Origin of the sequence: Nocardia sp. NPDC057663 (assembly GCF_042799895.1) — a bacterium.
Classification (GTDB): Bacteria; Actinomycetota; Actinomycetes; order Mycobacteriales; family Mycobacteriaceae; genus Nocardia.
On sequence record NZ_JBHVHX010000018.1, the window covers coordinates 67776 to 85336 of the forward strand.

The following is a 17561-nucleotide window of genomic DNA, read 5'->3' on the forward strand; positions in this document are numbered from 1 at the left end:
GTCAGTTGCTCTCCTTGCTGCGGTACTTGCCCAGTTCCTGGCGCGCGATGGCGCGCTTGTGCACCTCGTCGGGGCCGTCGGCCAGGCGCAGCGTGCGCAGCTGGGCCCAGGCCATCGCGAGCGGGAAGTCATCGGTGACGCCACCGGCCCCGTGCACCTGGATCGCCCGGTCGAGGACCTTGAGCGCGATGGTCGGCGCGGCGACCTTGATCGCGGCGATCTCGGTGCGCGCCGCCTTGTTGCCGACGGTGTCCATCAGGTGGGCCGCCTTGAGCGTGAGCAGCCGGATCATCTCGATGTCGATGCGTGACTCGGCGATCCAGTCCTGGATATTGGCGTTCTCGGCGATCGGCTTGCCGAAGGTGACGCGCGACTGCGCCCGCTTGCACAACATCTCCAGCGCGCGTTCGGCCATGCCGATGCTGCGCATGCAGTGATGGATGCGGCCGGGGCCGAGCCGGGCCTGGCTGATCGCGAAGCCTTCGCCCTCACCCTTGAGCACATCGGTCACCGGCACCCGCACGTCGGCGAAGTCGATTTCGGCGTGGCCTTCGCGTTCGTGGTAGCCGAACACCGGCAGCCCGCGCAGGATGGTGATGCCCGGCGCGTCGATCGGGACGACCATCATCGACTGCTGCCGGTGCGGCGCGGCGGTCGGATCGGTCTTGCCCATCACGATCAGCACCTTGCAGTTGCGGTGCAAGGCGTTGGTGGCGAACCACTTCCGGCCGTTGAGCACGTACTCGTCGCCGTCACGCACCATCGACAGTTCGACATTGGTGGCGTCGGAGCTGGCCACGCCCGGTTCGGTCATCGCGAAGGCCGAGGCCATGGTGCCGTCGAGCAGCGGTTCGAGGTACCTCTTCTTGTGCTCCTCGGTGCCGAACAGCTCGAGCACCTCCATGTTCCCGGTGTCGGGGGCATTGCAGTTGCAGGCCTCCGACGCGAGATGGCTGCGGCCCATGATCTCGGCGAGCGGCGCGTATTCGAGGTTGGTCAGGCCGGGGCCGCGGCCGGGATGCGGATGGAAGAGGTTCCACAGGCCGCGCCGCTTGGCCTCGGCTTTGAGCTCCTCGAGGATCGGCGGCTGGAAGTGCGGGTCGCCTGAGGCGCGCATCTGCTCGTCGTAGACGGCTTCGGCCGGATAGACGTGCGCGTCCATGAAATCGAGCAGGTCGTCCCGATACTTCTCGGCGCGATCGGAGAGATCGAACAGCGACATGGGGTGCTCCCGAGGGTTGATGATGGGGTTCAGCGGGTTTCGGCCAGCAGGGCCGCCTGGTAGCGGCGCATCCCGCGCAGCCAGCGGTCGTAGTCGGCGCCCTTGTTGCGGTACATCTCCAGCACCTGCGGATGCGGCAGGATCAGGAACTGCTCGGCCGCGATGGACTCGAGCACGATCTCGGCCACCTCGGCGGGTTCGAGGACTTCACCCGCCGAGACGACGGCGCGGGTGGCGGCGGCGCCGAGCGGCTCGCCCGACTCCTGCCCGGCGTAGAGCAGGGCGGTGTTCACCCCCATCGGGCACAGGCAGCTGACCCGGATGCCCTGGTCGCCGTAGGTGACGTTCAGCCATTCGGCGAACCCGACCGCGGCGTGCTTGCTCACCGAGTAGGTGGCCGAGCCGATCTGGGTGAGCAGACCAGCGGCCGACGCGGTGCTCACGAAGTAGCCTTCGCCGCGGTCGAGCCACTGGGGGACGAGCAGCTGCGCGGCCCGGACGTGGGCGCGCAGGTTCACCGCGAGCGAGAGATCCCAGTCGCTTTCGGCGGCATCGAGTCCGGGCGCGCCGACCACGCCGGCGTTGGCGAAGTACAGATCGACGGGTCCGAAGTGCTGCTCCGCCAGCGCGATCAGATCCTGGATCGCGGCGGTGTCGGCGGCATCGGCGCCCGCGCCCACCGTCGCCCCTGGGTGCTCGGCATTGATGCGCGCCGACACGGCCAGCGCGGCGGCCTCGTCGAGGTCGGCGACGACCACCCGCGCGCCCGCCGCGGCGAGGGCGGCGGCCAGTGCGGCCCCGATCCCCGCGCCGCCACCGGTCACGATGGCCACTTTGTCTGAAACTCTCACGGTGAATTCCTTCGGTCGGTCGATCCGCAGGACCGAACGTATTAGAAGTTGACGTCAACTTCAAGTCTAATGGCGCAGCTCAGGGCTGGTCTGCCGGGGCGCGGACCCGATGAACTGGCCTTTCGCCGCGACGGCGGACTGCTCTTCGCACCGACCGGGAAGGTCGACGAGAAGGGGGCAGCCCGCGCCATGGCACCCCGGCGGAACTCGGCGCCATCAATGCCGAGCTCGTGCCGATCCTGTGCGCGCCGGGTCGCCGACCAGCGTGGCGATCCACGCGCGAGTGTCGGCGGGGTCGATGACGTCGTCCAGTTCGAACCCGGTCGCCGCGGTCAGCGCCTTGCCCTGCCGATAGGCCAGGGTCAGCAGCTGCTGGAACAGCGTGTCACGCTCGGCCGGATCCGCCACGGCGGCAAGCTCTTTACGGAAGCCCAGACGCACCGCGCCTTCGAGCCCCATCGGCCCGATCTCGCCCGTCGGCCAGGCGACGGTGAAGTTCGGCGCGCGAAAGTGCCCGGCCGCCATCGCCATCGCGCCGAGGCCGTAGCCCTTGCGCAGGATGATCATGCCGAACGGCACGCTCAGCCGGGCGCCGAGCACGAACAGCTCACTGAACCGGCGGACCGTCGCCGTCTTCTCCGCCTCGGGTCCGACCATGAATCCCGGTGTGTCGCACAGGGAGACGACCGGCAGTCGGAACGACTCGCACAGCCCGAGGAAATCGCCCATCTTGTCGGCGGCCTCGGCATCGATGGCGCCGCCGAGGTGATGGCTGCTGTTGGCCACCAGACCGAACGGCACGCCGTCGACCCTGACCAGCGCGGTGACGATGCCGACCCCGTAGTCGGCCCGCAGCTCCAGGATCGAGCCGACATCGGCGATCGCCTCGATCGCGCGATGGATGTCGTAGGCGCGCAGGCGATTCTCCGGCACCACATGCCTGGCCAGGCGGGGGTCGGGCGCTTCGTAGTCGGCGACCGGGCCCTGGAAGTAGCCGAGGTACTGCCTGGCCAGCGCCACCGCGTGCGCCTCGTCGCGGGCGACCAGGTCGACGACGCTGTTGCGCCGTTGCACGTCGATCGGACCGATGTCCTCGGGCCGGTACGCGCCGAGCCCGCCACCCTCGATCATCGCGGGGCCGCCCATGCCGATATTGGCGTCCGGGGTCGCGATGATCACGTCGCAGACCCCGGCCAGGGCGGCATTCCCGGCGAAGCAGCGCCCCGACACGATCGTCACCAGCGGTACCTGTCCGCGCAGTGCGGCGAGCGCGCGGAAGGTCGGCACGTCCAGGCCCATGCCGGTCACGTCGGTGTCGCCGGGCCTGCCACCGCCACCCTCGGCGAACAGCACCACGGGTACCTGTTTGCGGGCGGCCAGTTCGAAGGCGCGGTCGGTCTTGGCGTGGTTGTTCTTGCCCTGGGTGCCTGCGAGCACGGTGTAGTCGTAGGAGACCACCACGGCTTCGGCGGCCGCCTTGCCGAAGCGGTCGGCGCCGATGGTGGCCAGGCCGGTGACGAGGCCGTCGGCGGGGGTGTTGGCGATCAGGTCGTCCTCGGTGCGCCTGCTGCGCTGGGCGGCGAAGGCCAGTGCGCCGTACTCGACGAAGCTGCCCGCGTCGACGAGATCGGTGATGTTCTCCCTGGCGGTGCGGCGGCCGAGCCCGTGCCGTGTGGCCACCACGTCGGGGCGGGACTCGTCCAGGGTGAGCAGGTGACGCGCGCGGATCTCGTCGACATCGGCGCGGGCGCGACTCTCACATGGCCAGCAGTGAGTCTTGACGTCCTCCCCCGGCCTGAAGGCGGGGGGTTTCTACCAGCGCCGGCGGCGCTCTCGGTGGGTTCCTGTTTCATCGAGTCGTGCTCCCCGCTAGGCGGGGAGGCTTACCGTCTCTCCGCAGGCGTTTCGACTCTCCGCCCGTCCGGCGGCGAGGATATTCATTGCGGCATTCAGGTCCCGGTCGTGGACCGCGCCGCACGGGCACGTCCACTCCCGGACCGACAACGGTTTCTTACCGTCGACCCGACCACACGCCGAGCAGGTTTGCGACGACGGGAAGAACCGGTCCACCTTCGAGAAGTGCCGCCCGTACCGGGCGGCCTTCGCCTCCAACAGTCGGGTGAACATGCTCCACCCGGCATCGTGTACCGATTTCGCCAACCGTGTCCGTGCCAGCCCGATCACGCACAGGTCCTCGACATACACCGCTTGGTTCTCACGGATGATCGTCGTGGACTGTTTGTGCGCGAAGTCCTTGCGCGCATCGGCCACTGCGGCGTGGGCCTTGGCGACACGGATACGTGTTTTGGCCCGGTTGTTGGAGCCCTTCTCTTTGCGGCACAGGGCCTGCTGCGCCTTGCGGAGTCGGCGTTCGGCGTGGCGCAGGAATTTCGGGGACGTGATGGTCGTGCCGTTCGACAGGACCGCGAACGTCGTAAGCCCGAGGTCGATCCCGACCTCGGAGTCGATGAGCGACAGCGGCTCCGGCGTGACATCGACGACGAAGCTGGCGAAGTATCGGCCGGCAGAGTCACTGATGACCGTCACGCTCGACGGGTCCGAGGGCAACTCCCGCGACCACGCCACCTTCACGTCCCCGATCATCGGAAGCCGCAACTTCCCACCGGCGGTGACGCGGAACCGTGCATTCCTGGTGAACCGGATCGACTGCCGATTGTCGTGGCGGGACCGGAACCGCGGAGCACCGACCTTGCGGCCCTGACGTTTTCCGGTGACCGAGGTGAAGAAGTTGCGGTACGCGGTATTCGCGTCCGCGAGCGCCTGCTGCAATACCACCGACGACACATCGGCCAGCCACGCCCGCTCCGGTGTCCGCTTTGCGGCGGTGAGGGCTTTCGACAGGTCCGCATCTGTGGGGTACGGCAGGCCGTCCCGCCACGCCGCTTCCCGTGCGTGCACCGCGTCGTTGAACACCACCCGCGCACACCCGAACGCCCGGGCCAGCGCATTCTGCTGGCCGGGCGTCGGATAGACGCGGTATTGGTAGCGAAGCTGCACGGCCGCAGCATAGCAATGGGCTATGGTTGAGTGTGGTGATGTTCGCTGGCAGGCGCTGCGTTTTCGTCCTTCATGCCAATTCGGTTTTCGTGACCAAGTGTCGGCATCGAGTGTTCACCGTTCCCACCCCGAGTTCGGTGGCGGTGCGGATGATGCGCAGGGCGATCTCGCCGCGGTTGGCGATCAGCAGCTTCACTGGACGTCCTCGATGTCGTTGTCGGCCAGGGTGAACCCCGGGGTTATCGGGTGAAGCCGATCAGTCGTTCGGCGATGGCGATGTGGTGTGTGATGAACTGTTCGCGCTGGTCGGGGCCTGCTCCGGCGAGCCGGGAGGCGCCGATCAGCAGTGCGTCGGACAGGGTCTCGACGACCCGCGACAGCGGCGCGCACGGATCGATCCCGCCGCGCGCGTCGACCCGTTCCAAAAACGTGGTGAACCGCTTGCGCAGCCGGGTGCGCACCTGCGACCACTGCGCGCCGATCGCCGGGTCGATCCCGGCGCGGTGCTCGATCAGCGCGACCAGCGCGCCGTTGGCGAACACCGCCTCCGCGAAAGCCCTTGTCGTGGCCGCGATGACCTCGGCCGGCTCGGTGACCTCGACATCCACCACAAGCTGCGCGTCCAGGAACTGCGCGCACACCCGCTCGGTGATCGCCCCGAACGCCTCGTCCTTCGAGGAGAAGTACGCATAGAACGTCGCCCGGGAAACCCGCGCCCGCGTCGTGATCGTCTCCACCGAGGTCTGGTCGTACCCGAATTCCGCGAAGCACCGCCCCGCCGCGTCGAGCAACTCACCCCGCCGCGGCCCGGCGCTGTCCTTGCGCGCCGACCGCGCCCGCTCCTGCGCCGCGCTTGTGGTCACCGTCACAAGTGTTGTTGACGTTGACGTCAATGTCAACACCCGATCGACCGCCCCACCTGCTCGGTTAACGCCCCGGCCCTCCGCCGGGGTACAGTCGCTCCCGCGATGTAGCGATACATCACGGCCCTGTGGCGCAGTTGGTTAGCGCGCCGCCCTGTCACGGCGGAGGTCGCGGGTTCGAGTCCCGTCAGGGTCGCAAGAAATCCCCGCACCAGTTCTGGTGCGGGGATTCTGCGTTTTCCGGGTCTAGCGGCGGTGGTCGATGCTGGTGATGCGATAGCGGCCGGGGGCTACCTCGGCGGTGCGCATCGTCTGCTGGATTTTCTCGATGGCGGTGTCGCCGGGCCATTGCTGCTGGACGGTGACGTTCCAGAGGGTGGGGTCGGTGGAGTCGGCGCGGGTGATGTGGATGCAGTACTTGACGCCGGTGGGGAAGGTGGAAATGCCTGCGGCCAGTGCGGATTCGTCGCCGACATGGGCGTCGTCGGTGACGTAGGTGCGGGCCTTGGCGGCGTCGCGGTCGACGTAGTAGCTGTATTCGAAGCCGAGGATCGCGCCCTGCGGGGTGGCGGTGTCGCCGCGTTCGGCGCTGATGGTGATGGATTGGCTCCGGAAGGATTCGCAGCCTGCCACGGCGTGCGCGGGGAGCGGGGGAACCGTGGTTGCTGTTGTCGGCGAACCGGATACGGTCGCCTGCTTCGCCGCGACCGGTTTGTCGCCGGAGCCGAGGAAGATATTGGCCGCCAGGCCGACCGCGACGACGAAGACCAGCGCGCCGACGATGCCCTTCACCGCGGCAGCGGCTTTCGTGCGGCCGTGGGGATCGTCGTAGCGCTCGTCGTCGTACTTCTTGCGTGGCCTGCGCGCGATCGGTCCACCGCCGCCGAAGTCCTTGAGGCGCGGCAACACCGGCATCTCGACCCGGTCGCCGCTCTGCTCGGTCGCGGTGGTGGTGGCCCAGTCGTTCCAGTCGACATCGTCACCGCGACGCGGTGTTTCGTCGACGGGAGCCTCGTCGTTCCAGTCGTTCCAGTCGCCGGTGAACCCGTCCTCGTCGGTAGGCGACCGGTAGATCGGCTCGGTCTGGGCGTTCGCGAGGTGGCCGGCGGCATCCTCGTAGAGCTCCGGCTCCGGCGGCGGCCACGTCTCCGGATTGGTGCCGATGGTCTGCGGCTCGGCCTCGCGCCGGCGACGGCGACGCCGTTTGCCTTGCGGGCGACGGCGCGCCGGATCCTCCGGCGACGAGAAATAGGCCCCGAACGGGTTGTCCATCCGGGCGCCTTACGCGGTCGCCGGGACGACTCCCGGCTGCCCGTGCTTCGGTGCGGCCAACGGCTTTTCGGTCTCCTGATCCTGCTGCGGTCGCCCGGTCGGCGGAATCACCCCGCTCTGGACCGGCTGCTGCGCGGGCGCGGGAGTCGCGGGGGTGTTGGGCGTGGTCGCCGGAGCCTGCCACTGTGGCTGTTCCACGGCAGGCGCCTGGCTCGCCGGGGCCGGTGACGCGGGCTTGTTGTTGTTCGCGGGTTCCGGCTTGGTGGCGGTGTCACCGTTGCCGAGCCCGGCGAACAGCCCGCCCGAGTTGCCGCCGCCGTTGGTGGACGGCGTGGTGGGCGACGGTGTCGTCGTGGCCGGGCTGGTCGCCGTGCCCTCGGTGCCGGTGACATTCGCGGCGAGCGTATCGATCCCGGTGGTCGCCAGCTCGGAACCCTTGTCGATGCCGTGCATCGCGACCTCGGCGATCTTGTCGATCAGGTGCGTGCCGAAGGTGACGCCCGCATCGATCGCCGCGGTGCCCAGCGCGACCCCACCGTCGATCAGCGCCTCCTGCAACGCGATCTGCGCCGCCGTCGCCGGATCGGTTGTCGTGGTGTCGGTGTCGATCGTGTCCGTGGACGTGCCGCCGGTGCCGAGCACATAGACGCCCGGCGCCACCTCGGTCGCACCCTGCGGCACGGTTACCCCGTTGGTCCCGCCGAGATCGGAGGTCAGTTCCCTGGTGTTGCGGGTGTACTGGTCCATCTCGGTGCTCGCGGTCCCGACGACGCCGACGGCCTCCTGGATCGCCTCCTCCGCGAGCTCGACGATCGCGTCCAGGTTGTTGCCGTTCACCGCGGGTGCGGCGGCTTTCGCCTTGGCGCGGAAGTCCGCGATGATCGCGTCGACCTTGGCCGCCGCGGTCGCCTGCGTCGAATGCGCCTGTCCGAGCAGGGTGCTCAGTTTCTGGCCACGGTCCGCGGCCGCCGACACCTCGGTCGCGGTCTGACGCAGCGCCGGCGTGGCGGGTGCCGCGGTCTCGGTGGACTCCAGCGCGTACAGGCCGAGCCGGTGCGGGTCTTCGGTAGCGGTGGTGGCATCGGTCGCCGAGGTCAGCGCGGCCACCACATCGGCATCGGGGTCGGCGGAGGTGTTGGAGCCCAGCGATTTCCGCAGCTCCAGCAACGGCACCTCGAGCAGCGCGACCACCGGCGCGATCCTGGCCTCGGCCTCGGCCGGGGTGATCGTGCTCAGCGTGGTCTCGGTGACCAGGGACTTCGTGGCCATCACGCCACCTCGCTCTCGGTCGCGCGCAGGTCGCCCGCCAGCCCGGTATCGATCCCGGTGACGTCGGCGCCGTAGCGATTCAGAATGTCCTGATACGCGGTGACCAGATTCCCCGCGGTACTCAACGTCGACGCGTGCGCGCCCGCGGCCTCCGTCCACGCCGCGGCGAACTCCCGCCCGAGCACCCCGAGCCCGGACAGGTCGACTCCCGCCGCCGTGCTGGTATTGGTAGCCGCTTCACCAAGTAGATCCGAGACCCGAGCTGCAGCGCGCTGATACGCGTCGAGCGCTGACGGGTCGAATGACATTTCCGCCACGATGTCTTCCCCTTCACGATCGCGGGTGCTCGTCGGGCACTCCCGGCACGAAAAGCGTAACGAGATCGGCGCCGTTGTGGGTGGGACTGGGTCGCACCGTAGGCCGGAACCCGGCTGACCGGCGAGTAGGGTCGCGAGAGTCATGGGTGTCCTGCTGATCACATTGCTCGGGTTTGCGGTGGTCGACGCGCTCGATGTGCTGCTGGTGGCGATCACTACGGCGGTGGTGGCCGACAGCCGGTTGGCGCGGCGGTCGCCGGTCGTGGGTGGGCTCAGTTTTCTCGGTGGCGTGTTCGCGGTGTCGGTGGCGTTCGGGATCGCGACGGTGCTGGGGATCGATTTCCTGGTCCGGCTGTTCGACTTCGAGCTGACGCCGCTGCTGCGGTATTGGGGTGAGCTGCTGATCGGCGTGGTGCTGATCGTGGTGGCGGCGTTGCCGATGGATACGACGATGCGCGGCGGTGGGCGCTGGGTGCGGCCGGTGCGTAAGTATCCGTGGCTGATGGGGGTCGTCGGGCTCACGCTCGGACTGGCGAAGGTGCCGACCTCGGTGCCGTATCTGGCGGCGCTGGCGATGCTGTCGGCGCAGCGGCCACTGCCGGTGGTGTGGCCGCTGATCGTGGCCGGATATTGCGCGATAGCCCTGCTGCTGCCACTGGTGGTGCTCGCCCTGGCCATGCGGAAGACGCCGCGTGCCCGCCGGGTTTACCGCCTGCTGGTGCGGTGGATCACTCGCTTCGGACCGCCGGTGGTGCGGGTGCTGTTCGTGGTGTTCGGCGTGGTCCTGGTGGTCGACGCGCTGGTCCACGCTCGCCAGCTGTGGTGAGGGGCCCGCACGGCCGCTCAGGTCCGCGTCAGGTCGATCGAGTACCGTCATAACGAATCGATGACATGCTCCCGCGGTCGCTGGCTGGGTCGCGGGGGGTTACCAGGTGAGCAGGGAGGGCGACCCTTGAGGGTTACCGTTGTTGTGCCGACCTACAACGAGCGGGAAAATCTGCCGGTGGCGGTGGAGCGGCTGACGGCGCTGCCGGTCCCCGATCTGCACGTGCTGGTGGTGGACGACAACTCACCGGACGGCACGGGTGAGGTGGCCGACAAGCTGGCCGCCGAGCTGCCGAACGTGGTGAGCGTGCTGCATCGCACAGAGAAGGACGGCCTCGGCCGCGCCTACATCGCCGGCATCACCCGGGCTCTCGACGAGGGCGCCGACGTGGTGATCCAGATGGACGCCGACCTGTCGCACCCCGCCGAGGTGATCCCGGCCATGCTGGAGAAGCTGAGCTCCGCCGATACCGGCGTCGTGCTCGGTTCCCGGTACGTGCCCGGCGGCTCGACCGCGGCGGAGTGGAAGTGGTACCGCAAGGCCCTGTCGGCCTGGGCCAACTTCTACGTGAACCTGATCCTGCGCCTCGGCGTGAAGGACGCGACCGCCGGTTTCAAGGCATGGAAGGCCGACACCCTGCGCGCGATCGACGTGGCGTCGATCCGCAGCAACGGCTACTCGTTCCAGGTCGAGATGAACTACCGCGCGATCAAGAAGGGTTACACGATCGCCGAGGTGCCGATCCGGTTCGAGGAGCGCACCCTCGGCGCGTCGAAGATGAGCCTGAAGGTGCAGCTGGAGTCGGCTCTGATGCCGTGGAAGCTGCTGTTCGGCCGCTCGGTGTAAGTACTGACCACACGAAGGACCCCGCCGGAGATCTCCGGCGGGGTCCTTCGTCGTTGCGGTGGGTCAACGGGTGGCGATGCTCTTGCGCACGCCTTCCAGCGCGACCACGATCACCGGCACCAGGACCACGTGCATCACCGACAGGGCGATGGTGGACGCGGTGTCGAAATCGGCGTCCACGGTCAGTGCGATCGTCGCGATCGACAGTGCCGAGCCGACGACCGCGCCGACGCGCAGCACCCCGGACCACAGGTAGGACACCAGCACGGCGACGGTCAGGCCGATCAGCAGCGGCACGGCCGACATGAAGATCACGCCGCCGGGAGCGACGTCCATCACCTTGCCGCCGTCGGTGGTGATGAAGGATCCGCCTGCGGCCGCACCGATGCCCCAGACGATCAGGTTCGCCACGACGGCGGCGGCCACGCCACCCAGGACGGCGACCGCCCGGTTCAGCGCGGGCAGCGTGCGGATGGCGGTCGGGGTGGCGGTGGTGGTGGTCATGATGTGCTCCCTCATTCGGTGGTGAGACCATCATCAAACCTGAACCATTATTTAGGTCAAGCCCCTGTTCGAATTCTCCTGCGCCGAGTCGATGAGACGCTGGTCATAGGTCCTGAGCTCGGCAACTACGACAGATGGTCGTAGCATGGCCGGGTGCGCTCACCGACGGATCACACCGCGCGCTTGCGCGGCGCGGCGGTGGGTGCCGCGTCCGGTGCGGTCGCCGTGCTGGCGCACGGACTCGGTGGCGCGACAGCGGTTCCCACCGGATCGTCGATGACACTGCTGTTCGCCGCCTGCGCCCTGATCGGTGTCGTGGTCACCGCGCTGCCACGGGGTAACAGCCCGGTGTCGACCATGGCGGTGCTGGCGGTCGGCCAGGGCATCGGGCACACCGCGCTGTCGCTGGGCCACGTGCACCACCACGCCTTCTCCGCCGCCATGCTGCTCGCCCACCTGGTGGCGATCCCGGCGGGCGCGATCGCGATCCGCGCCGCCGAGGTCGGTGTGCGCCGGGCGATCACCAGCGTCCGACGGCTGGTCCTCGTGCTGGCCGGGATCACCGAATCCGCCGCGCCACCGTTGCGGCTGCCCCCGGCCGAGGAACGCGCGGTCCTGCGGCAACTTCTCCTGCGACCCGGCATCGGCCTGCGCGGACCGCCACCTGCGGGCGCAACCGCACTCCACCCCGTCCCGGCGTAGTCCACTGACCGGAGAATCCCGCTGTCCTGGCGGTTGATTCGTCGACTCCGCACGTCGGTTCGGGTTCTCACCCAACCCCGATGATCGGAGTTCTCCCATGTCCGCATTCCCGCGTACTTCCTTGCGTCCACCCCGGCTCGCACGCCGTCTCGGCGCCGCGGCGGCCCTGTCCGCGCTGACCTTCTTCGCCACCGCCTGCTCGGGTTCCGAGCCCGCTCCCGCCGCGCCCGCCGCGGCGGGTGACCGGATCACCATGAGTGACCAGTGGATCAAGGCCGCCGACTCCGGCATGTCGGCCGCCTTCGGCAATCTGAAGAACGACGGCGACGCGCCGGTGACCCTGGTCGCCGCCACCAGCCCGGCCTCGGACCGCGTCGAGATCCACGAGGTGGTGCCCGACAGCACCGGCGCGAAAACCATGCGCCCCAAGGAAGGTGGCATCACCATCCCGGCGCACGGCGAGGTGACCTTGAAACCCGGCGCCGAGCACCTGATGTTCATGGACCTGAAGCAGCCCCTGCGGACCGGCGCGGAAACCACGCTCACCCTCACCTTCGCCGACGGTTCGAGCACCGTCGTCACCGCGCAGGTGCGTGACTTCGCCGGGGGCAAGGAGAACTACACGCCGGGCACCGAGCATCCCACGCATGGCTGATCCGCATCTCAGGCTCTCCCGCCGTCGGTTGCTCGGCGGGGGAGCCGCGGCGGCAGGCGTCGTCGGCGCGGCCGGAATCGGCCGGGGCGCGACCGGACTCACCCGCGATGCGCCGGAGCGGGACGAGGCGCTCGACATCGTCCCCTTCTACGGCCCGCACCAGGCAGGTGTCGAGACGACGCCACCCGGCCACGTCGCCTTCGCCGGTTTCGATCTGACGCCCGGCGCCGGCCGCGAGGACGTCATCGGCCTGCTCCGGATCTGGACCGACGACGCGTCCCGGCTCACCCAGGGCCTGCCCGCGCTCGCCGACACCGAGCCGGAACTCGCGACCAGACCCGCCCGCCTGACGATCACCGTCGGTTTCGGACCCGAGTTGTTCACTGTCGCGGGCCTGACCGAGCGACGGCCGGGCTGGCTGCGCCCGCTGCCACCGTTCCCCATCGACCGTCTCGATCCCGCCTACACCGGCGCCGACCTGGTCCTCCAGGTCTGCGCCGAGGAGGCGACGACGGTCGCGCACGCGGTGCGGGTGCTGTCCAAGCACGTCAAATCGCTGGTGACGGTGCGCTGGGTGCAGCGCGGCTTCCGGGACGCGCCGCGCGGCCAGACCATGCGCAACCTCATGGGCCAGGTCGACGGCACCGTCAATATCGCCCCGCGCACGGTCGACTTCGATCGGCTGGTGTGGGACGACGGCGCGTCGACGCCGTGGCTGGCCGGCGGCACCTCCCTGGTGCTGCGGCGCATCGCCATGGACCTCGACACCTGGGACGAACTCGACGCCGACGGCCGCGAACTCACCGTCGGCCGCCGGGTGTCCACCGGTGCGCCACTGACCGGCACCGCCGAACACGACGAGCCCGACCTGGCGGCGGTCGACCGCAACGGCATCCCGGTCATCCCGCCGTCGTCGCACGTCGCGCGGGCCAGGCACACGCACGACGGGGAACGGTTCCTGCGCCGCGGGTTCAACTACGACGAGGCCCCCGCGCCGGGGCAGCTGTCGAACTCGGGTCTGCTGTTCGTGGCCTACCAGCGGGATATCGACGCCCAGTTCCTGCCGGTGCAGCAGCGGCTGGCGGAATTCGACGCGCTGAACGAATGGACGACACCCGTCGGTTCGGCCGTGTTCGCGATCCCGCCCGGCGTGCCAGGGCCTGGGCACTATCTCGGGGAGCAGTTGTTCGAGGGCTGAGAGGCAGGCCGGGCGCACCACCGCGCCCGGCCTGCTCAGGCCTGCGGCCAGTCCAGCAGGGTGTTCTCGAACAGCTGCCGCACCTGCTCGACCTCGTCGTCCATCGCGGCGGGGTCCCAGCCGGAGACGTCGATCGGTGCGAGCACCGCGACATCCACGACCCCCGGCCGCGCGATCGGCGAATCCCGCCACGCGATCTCGCCCGCATTGCGGATCACCACCGGGATCACCGGTACGCCCGCCTGGATGGCGATGTGGAACGCGCCCTTCTTGAACGGTCCGACCCGCGGCGTGTACGACCGGGTGCCTTCCGGCGCGATGCCGATCGAGAGACCGCCGCGCAGGGTGGAAACCACCGGCGCGAGTGCGGCTTTGGCACGTTCGGTATCGGCGCGGTCGATGAAGGTGACGCCGACGAACCGCATGAGCGGGCCGAACAGCGGATGATTGGCCAGCTCCTTCTTGCCGATGCCGGTGACCGCTCCGCCGAGCACCTTGGGCACGATGATCACGTCGAACTGGCTCTGGTGATTGAACAGGAATACCGCGGGCCGTGGGGCGCGGGCATGCTCCGCGCCGACGACGCGCAACCGCACGTCGATCGCCGCGAGTGTGGCGGTGGTGGCGTCGTGCATGAGGGCGTCGGCCATGGCTTGGCGTCGGCCGGTGTAGGACTTGCGCAGCACGCCGACCAGCGCGCCGCCGATCAGCGCGGCGAAACCGGCGAGGGTGCGCAGATAGTCGACGGGGCGTGGCGCGAGGCGGGGACGGAAAGTCAGTGTGGGCCAGCCCCGTTCGGCGGCGATCTCGGCCAGCTTCGGATCGGGGTCGACCACGGTGGGGATCTCGGCCAGGTCGAGCAGTTGCAGATCGGTGGCGCTGTCGGCATAGACATAGCCGATCTCCACCTCGGCCGCCGCCGCGAATTCACCGACGGCGTCCGCCTTTTCGGCACGCCACAGCGGTGCGCCTTCGGTGCGCCCGGTCAGGATGCCGTCGTACACAGCCAGTTCCGTGCACAGGACGTGCTCGATGCCGAGTCGTTCGGCGGCGGGCAGCACCTGGAACCGGGTGAGTTCGCTGACCAGCACCACCGTGTGCCCGGCCAGCTGATGGGCGCGCACGAGCTGCCAGGCCTCGGGGAACAGCCTGCCGTAGATCTCCCGGCGGAAGGCGCTGCGGCCCAGCTCCTCCAGATCGGACTCGGTCTGGTCGGCCCAGGTTCGCTCGACGGCGTGCAGCACGCGTGCGTAATCACCGTCGTCGCCACCGCGCACGATGCCGCCGAGCAAGGCGGCCCTGCGCGCGTCACCGCGGCGGAACAGTCTGCGCGTCAGACTCCGTCGCGGCAACCCGTCGACGACGGTGCCACCGAAATCGAAGACGGCGGCGACCTGCGATCCCTGCGGTCCCGAGCGGATCGCGGCCAGGGACTCGGCGAGTGTGCTCATCAGATCACCGTCCGGTTCGACGGATCGAGGCTTGCGGCCCGCGCGATGCGATCGCCGAGATCACGCAGGCGCTCGGCGAATTCCTGCCGTCGCGCCAGCAGTTCGGCTTCGGCGCCGGGAGCGGCCGGTGCCACGAGTCCGTGGTTGTCGGCCAGTTTGCAGGCGCTGGTGAACAATTCGGTCGAGACCGACTCCGGGCTGTGCAATCGCTGTTGCAACAGCATCTGTTTGCCGACCGCCACGCACTCGTCGATGAACTCCTTGCGATCGATCGTCGCGTCGGCCGACCGCGCGGCCAAGCGCTCGGCCACCACCAGCTGCGCGTCGAAGAACGAGCGCAGCACGCGGTGCGCCATCACGAAGCCGGAATCGGTGAGCGCGCCGAGGAATTGGCGATCGAGCCGGTCGTCGGGGGTGTTCTCGTCCCATTCCGGCACGATGATCCGCACCTCGTCGATGATCTGCTCGGCGAACTCCTTGCGCTCGGGGAAGAAGAACTCGAACTTGAGCAGGTCGCGCAGCGCGAAGGCGGCCTTCCAGGCCGAGCGCAGCGGGTCCTCGCCCGGTTCCTCCACGGCGGTGAGCGCGGCCAGTTCGAGAATGGCCCGGTTGACGAACCAGTGCACGGCGCTGTTGCGGTAGAACGCCGCCTCCAGGTGCGCGCCGGCTTCGATCGCGTACACCGGTTCCAGCCCACCGCGATACACGGTGACGACACCGGCGAGCGCGAGCTGTTCGAGCACCACCCGCAGGCCCTGATCGTCGCGCAGGGCCGACAGCTCGCCGCTGGGCAGGCCGCGCCGGGCGATGTAGCCGAGCACCGGGTCGACCACCGTGCGCACCTGTCCCAGCGTCAGCGCGCGCTCGTGCACGCCGAGCAGCGCCAGCGTGACCAGCGCGTTCACCGTGATCGGGGTGACCTGGTTGATGCCGACGGCTACGTCGAAGGCCAGCCGCTGCACGGCTTTGCGCTCGCTTTCGCGCAGCGCCGACTCGTCGGGAACGCTGGCCGCGCCGGTGGTGGTGTCGCGCAGCGGGATGGTCGTCGGGCGCTGATCGAGCGGATCACCGTTCGCGCCGAGCCGTTCCCGCGCCGACAGCGGCTCGCCGAACCGCACATACACGCGACCGGCCGAATGCTGCTGGCTGCGGACATATCTGGCGAGCCAGCCGATGCCCTCCGGTTTCTTCGTACCGCCGGACTGTTCGCTCGCGATCGCGCCCAGCTCGTTGAGCCGCTCGTAGGTGATCGAGACCGGCACCAGCAGCACGTCCTCGACGCGCCGGGAACGTACCGCCGCGGCAAGGAAATTGAGCAGTCCGTAGCGGGGTGGCCGAAGTTTGCCGGTGCGGGTGCGCCCGCCTTCGAAGTACCACTCCAGATTGAAGCGCTTGGCCAGCAGGTAGGCGAAGTACTCCTCGACGACCGCCTTGTAGACCTCGTCGTCGCCGAAACTGCGCCGGATGAACACCGTTCCGGTGCGCCGGGCGATCGGGCCCATCGGCCAGAAGTTGAGGTTCGCCCCGCCGATCACGTGGTTGGGCGGAAAATCGTTGCGCGCCAGCACGTCACCGAGCACGAACGCGTCGACATAGGAACGGTGCGAGGGCAGGAAGACCAGCGGGTGCTTGCGGTTGAGCTTGCGTAGCGCGTCCAGGCCGTGCAGGTCGGTGTCGACCTTCCAGGTCGAGGCGTGCACCGGTCGCATGGCCTGGGTGAACAGGTCCGAGACCAGCCTGCTCTGCGCGGCGACCAGTTCGCGCAGCGCCTTCTCCGCGTTGCGGTACACCTGGTCGGGTTCGGAACCGATCTCCTCGGCGATGTAGTCGAGTTTGCGCTGGAATTCAGGGGAGTCGAGGATCTCCTCGGCCACCAGCTGCGGCACCTTGTAGCGGTCACCGATGACGGTGCGCTCGGCCCGCTCCAGCGCGACGACGGCGGCGCGCAGCACCGACCGCGCGAACGGCTCGGCCGTGCCCGCCCGCAGCAGGGCCGCGGCCTCGGGATTGTTGGTGCGCAGCTCGCTGAGCCGGGCGGGCGCGCCGACGAGCACCCGGTGCCGGTCGGGTTCGGTGCGCAGCAGCCTGCGCTGGACGAGCCGGTTGGGTTTGCGCGGGTTGGTCAGCATGACCAGGTCGGCGAAGGTGACCCGGCGGACTCCGTCGCGTTCCGGCGGCAGCCACAGCACCCGGACCGGGACGACGAGTGGGTCATCGTGCCTGCCGACCAGGCGCTTGGTGATCGCCTTGGCGTCGAGGTCGAGCTGGGTCACCGGGGCGTCGGAGCCGATGTCGCGGCCGAGGCCGCCCTCGGCGATCCAGTTGCCGATGAGTTCGCGTTCGACGCCGGAAGCCGCGTCGACCAGGGCGACCACCGAGTCGGCCATGGGTCCCGTTCGCGGGCCGCGCCGCCCACCGATGTCGATCATCTCTCCATTCAAGCGGCAGATCCGCCTCGGCGCACCGAACTTGGACTTCAGCGCGTTGCGGACTGCCGCGTCGGCGAAGGGTGGCGAAGGATACCCACGGACGAGGCTCGCTAATCGCCGAGGTAATGCTAACCTAAC

General features: G+C 69.2%; 15 protein-coding genes, 1 tRNA gene and 2 pseudogenes. 6 read left to right on the plus strand and 12 right to left on the minus strand.

All coding sequences use genetic code 11. The features are described from left to right. Position 1: 1 nt before the first annotated feature. The 6 genes and pseudogenes from ACFVAV_RS28060 to ACFVAV_RS28085 form a co-directional block, all read right to left on the minus strand. Positions 2-1222: an acyl-CoA dehydrogenase family protein gene (locus tag ACFVAV_RS28060; RefSeq protein ID WP_379038506.1), complete on the minus strand. Its 1221-nt coding sequence runs from the start codon at positions 1220-1222 to the stop codon at positions 2-4. Positions 1223-1251: 29 nt separating this feature from the next. Next, on the minus strand, positions 1252-2073 hold the full coding sequence (locus ACFVAV_RS28065) for an SDR family oxidoreductase (RefSeq protein WP_379038507.1): 822 nt from the start codon (positions 2071-2073) through the stop codon (positions 1252-1254). Positions 2074-2289: 216 nt separating this feature from the next. Next, a pseudogene (locus ACFVAV_RS28070) lies at positions 2290-3825 on the minus strand (acyl-CoA carboxylase subunit beta); the annotation flags it as partial. A gap of 117 nt (positions 3826-3942) precedes the next feature. Next, a complete protein-coding gene (locus ACFVAV_RS28075) occupies positions 3943-5091 on the minus strand; it encodes an RNA-guided endonuclease InsQ/TnpB family protein (RefSeq protein WP_379038508.1) in 1149 nt (382 codons plus the stop codon). Between the two features lie 115 nt (positions 5092-5206). Then, positions 5207-5287 (minus strand): annotated as a pseudogene (locus ACFVAV_RS28080) (biotin carboxylase N-terminal domain-containing protein); the annotation flags it as partial. A 43-nt stretch (positions 5288-5330) separates the two neighbouring features. Then, entirely contained in the window at positions 5331-5960 is a 630-nt protein-coding gene (locus ACFVAV_RS28085; protein WP_379038509.1) for a TetR/AcrR family transcriptional regulator, read from the minus strand. 116 nt (positions 5961-6076) lie between these two features. Between ACFVAV_RS28085 and ACFVAV_RS28090 the strand changes: the two genes are divergently transcribed. Beyond that, a tRNA-Asp gene (locus tag ACFVAV_RS28090) sits at positions 6077-6150 on the plus strand. A 50-nt stretch (positions 6151-6200) separates the two neighbouring features. Here ACFVAV_RS28090 and ACFVAV_RS28095 read toward each other — a convergent pair. The 3 genes from ACFVAV_RS28095 to ACFVAV_RS28105 are packed head-to-tail and all read right to left on the minus strand — an operon-like array spanning position 6201 to position 8803. Then, the gene (locus tag ACFVAV_RS28095) at positions 6201-7226 is read right to left on the minus strand and encodes a hypothetical protein (protein WP_379038510.1); all 1026 of its coding nucleotides are present in this window, start codon (positions 7224-7226) and stop codon (positions 6201-6203) included. Between the two features lie 9 nt (positions 7227-7235). Continuing rightward, positions 7236-8495, minus strand: coding sequence for a hypothetical protein (locus tag ACFVAV_RS28100; protein ID WP_379038511.1), 1260 nt, complete (start codon positions 8493-8495; stop codon positions 7236-7238). Next, positions 8495-8803 carry a hypothetical protein gene (locus ACFVAV_RS28105; protein WP_379038513.1) on the minus strand — a complete coding sequence of 103 codons (309 nt, stop codon included), beginning with the start codon at positions 8801-8803 and terminating at the stop codon, positions 8495-8497. The genes ACFVAV_RS28100 and ACFVAV_RS28105 overlap by 1 nt, the downstream gene beginning before the upstream one ends. Positions 8804-8954: 151 nt before the next feature. Between ACFVAV_RS28105 and ACFVAV_RS28110 the strand changes: the two genes are divergently transcribed. Together ACFVAV_RS28110 and ACFVAV_RS28115 are read left to right on the plus strand one after the other, a co-directional pair. Continuing rightward, positions 8955-9638 carry a GAP family protein gene (locus tag ACFVAV_RS28110; RefSeq protein WP_379038514.1) on the plus strand — a complete coding sequence of 228 codons (684 nt, stop codon included), beginning with the start codon at positions 8955-8957 and terminating at the stop codon, positions 9636-9638. Between the two features lie 126 nt (positions 9639-9764). Continuing rightward, the gene (locus tag ACFVAV_RS28115) at positions 9765-10484 is read left to right on the plus strand and encodes a polyprenol monophosphomannose synthase (protein ID WP_379038515.1); all 720 of its coding nucleotides are present in this window, start codon (positions 9765-9767) and stop codon (positions 10482-10484) included. A gap of 63 nt (positions 10485-10547) precedes the next feature. On the opposite strand, the gene ACFVAV_RS28120 is transcribed toward ACFVAV_RS28115, so the two are convergent. Then, positions 10548-10988 (minus strand): DUF6069 family protein, encoded by a 441-nt coding sequence (locus tag ACFVAV_RS28120; RefSeq protein ID WP_379038516.1) that lies wholly within the window; start codon positions 10986-10988, stop codon positions 10548-10550. Positions 10989-11141: 153 nt separating this feature from the next. On the opposite strand from ACFVAV_RS28120, the gene ACFVAV_RS28125 reads away from it, so the two are divergent. The 3 genes from ACFVAV_RS28125 to ACFVAV_RS28135 all read left to right on the plus strand — a co-directional run bounded on the left by ACFVAV_RS28125 (position 11142) and on the right by ACFVAV_RS28135 (position 13543). Further along, positions 11142-11690, plus strand: a complete 549-nt coding sequence (locus tag ACFVAV_RS28125) for a hypothetical protein (RefSeq protein WP_379038517.1) — start codon at positions 11142-11144, stop codon at positions 11688-11690. A gap of 97 nt (positions 11691-11787) precedes the next feature. Next, complete coding sequence (locus ACFVAV_RS28130) at positions 11788-12345, plus strand: copper chaperone PCu(A)C (RefSeq protein WP_379038518.1); 558 nt, start codon at positions 11788-11790, stop codon at positions 12343-12345. Further along, positions 12338-13543: a Dyp-type peroxidase gene (locus tag ACFVAV_RS28135; RefSeq protein ID WP_379038519.1), complete on the plus strand. Its 1206-nt coding sequence runs from the start codon at positions 12338-12340 to the stop codon at positions 13541-13543. The genes ACFVAV_RS28130 and ACFVAV_RS28135 overlap by 8 nt, the downstream gene beginning before the upstream one ends. 35 nt (positions 13544-13578) lie before the next feature. Here ACFVAV_RS28135 and ACFVAV_RS28140 read toward each other — a convergent pair whose 3' ends face one another. Then, a complete protein-coding gene (locus tag ACFVAV_RS28140; protein WP_379038520.1) occupies positions 13579-14994 on the minus strand; it encodes an HAD-IB family hydrolase in 1416 nt (471 codons plus the stop codon). Then, on the minus strand, positions 14994-17423 hold the full coding sequence (locus tag ACFVAV_RS28145; protein WP_379038521.1) for a glycerol-3-phosphate 1-O-acyltransferase: 2430 nt from the start codon (positions 17421-17423) through the stop codon (positions 14994-14996). The genes ACFVAV_RS28140 and ACFVAV_RS28145 overlap by 1 nt, the downstream gene beginning before the upstream one ends. Positions 17424-17561 lie beyond the last annotated feature (138 nt).

What these genes read in the sequence shown, in the direction of transcription:
- ACFVAV_RS28060 (WP_379038506.1), bottom strand. Translation starts at nt 1,222, where the DNA reads ATGTCGCTGTTCGATCTCTCCGATCGCGCCGAGAAGTATCGGGACGAC.
- ACFVAV_RS28095 (WP_379038510.1), bottom strand. Translation starts at nt 7,226, where the DNA reads ATGGACAACCCGTTCGGGGCCTATTTCTCGTCGCCGGAGGATCCGGCG.
- ACFVAV_RS28100 (WP_379038511.1), bottom strand. Translation starts at nt 8,495, where the DNA reads ATGGCCACGAAGTCCCTGGTCACCGAGACCACGCTGAGCACGATCACC.
- ACFVAV_RS28105 (WP_379038513.1), bottom strand. Translation starts at nt 8,803, where the DNA reads ATGTCATTCGACCCGTCAGCGCTCGACGCGTATCAGCGCGCTGCAGCT.
- ACFVAV_RS28110 (WP_379038514.1), top strand. Translation starts at nt 8,955, where the DNA reads ATGGGTGTCCTGCTGATCACATTGCTCGGGTTTGCGGTGGTCGACGCG.
- ACFVAV_RS28120 (WP_379038516.1), bottom strand. Translation starts at nt 10,988, where the DNA reads ATGACCACCACCACCGCCACCCCGACCGCCATCCGCACGCTGCCCGCG.
- ACFVAV_RS28130 (WP_379038518.1), top strand. Translation starts at nt 11,788, where the DNA reads ATGTCCGCATTCCCGCGTACTTCCTTGCGTCCACCCCGGCTCGCACGC.
- ACFVAV_RS28135 (WP_379038519.1), top strand. Translation starts at nt 12,338, where the DNA reads ATGGCTGATCCGCATCTCAGGCTCTCCCGCCGTCGGTTGCTCGGCGGG.
- ACFVAV_RS28140 (WP_379038520.1), bottom strand. Translation starts at nt 14,994, where the DNA reads ATGAGCACACTCGCCGAGTCCCTGGCCGCGATCCGCTCGGGACCGCAG.
- ACFVAV_RS28145 (WP_379038521.1), bottom strand. Translation starts at nt 17,423, where the DNA reads ATGATCGACATCGGTGGGCGGCGCGGCCCGCGAACGGGACCCATGGCC.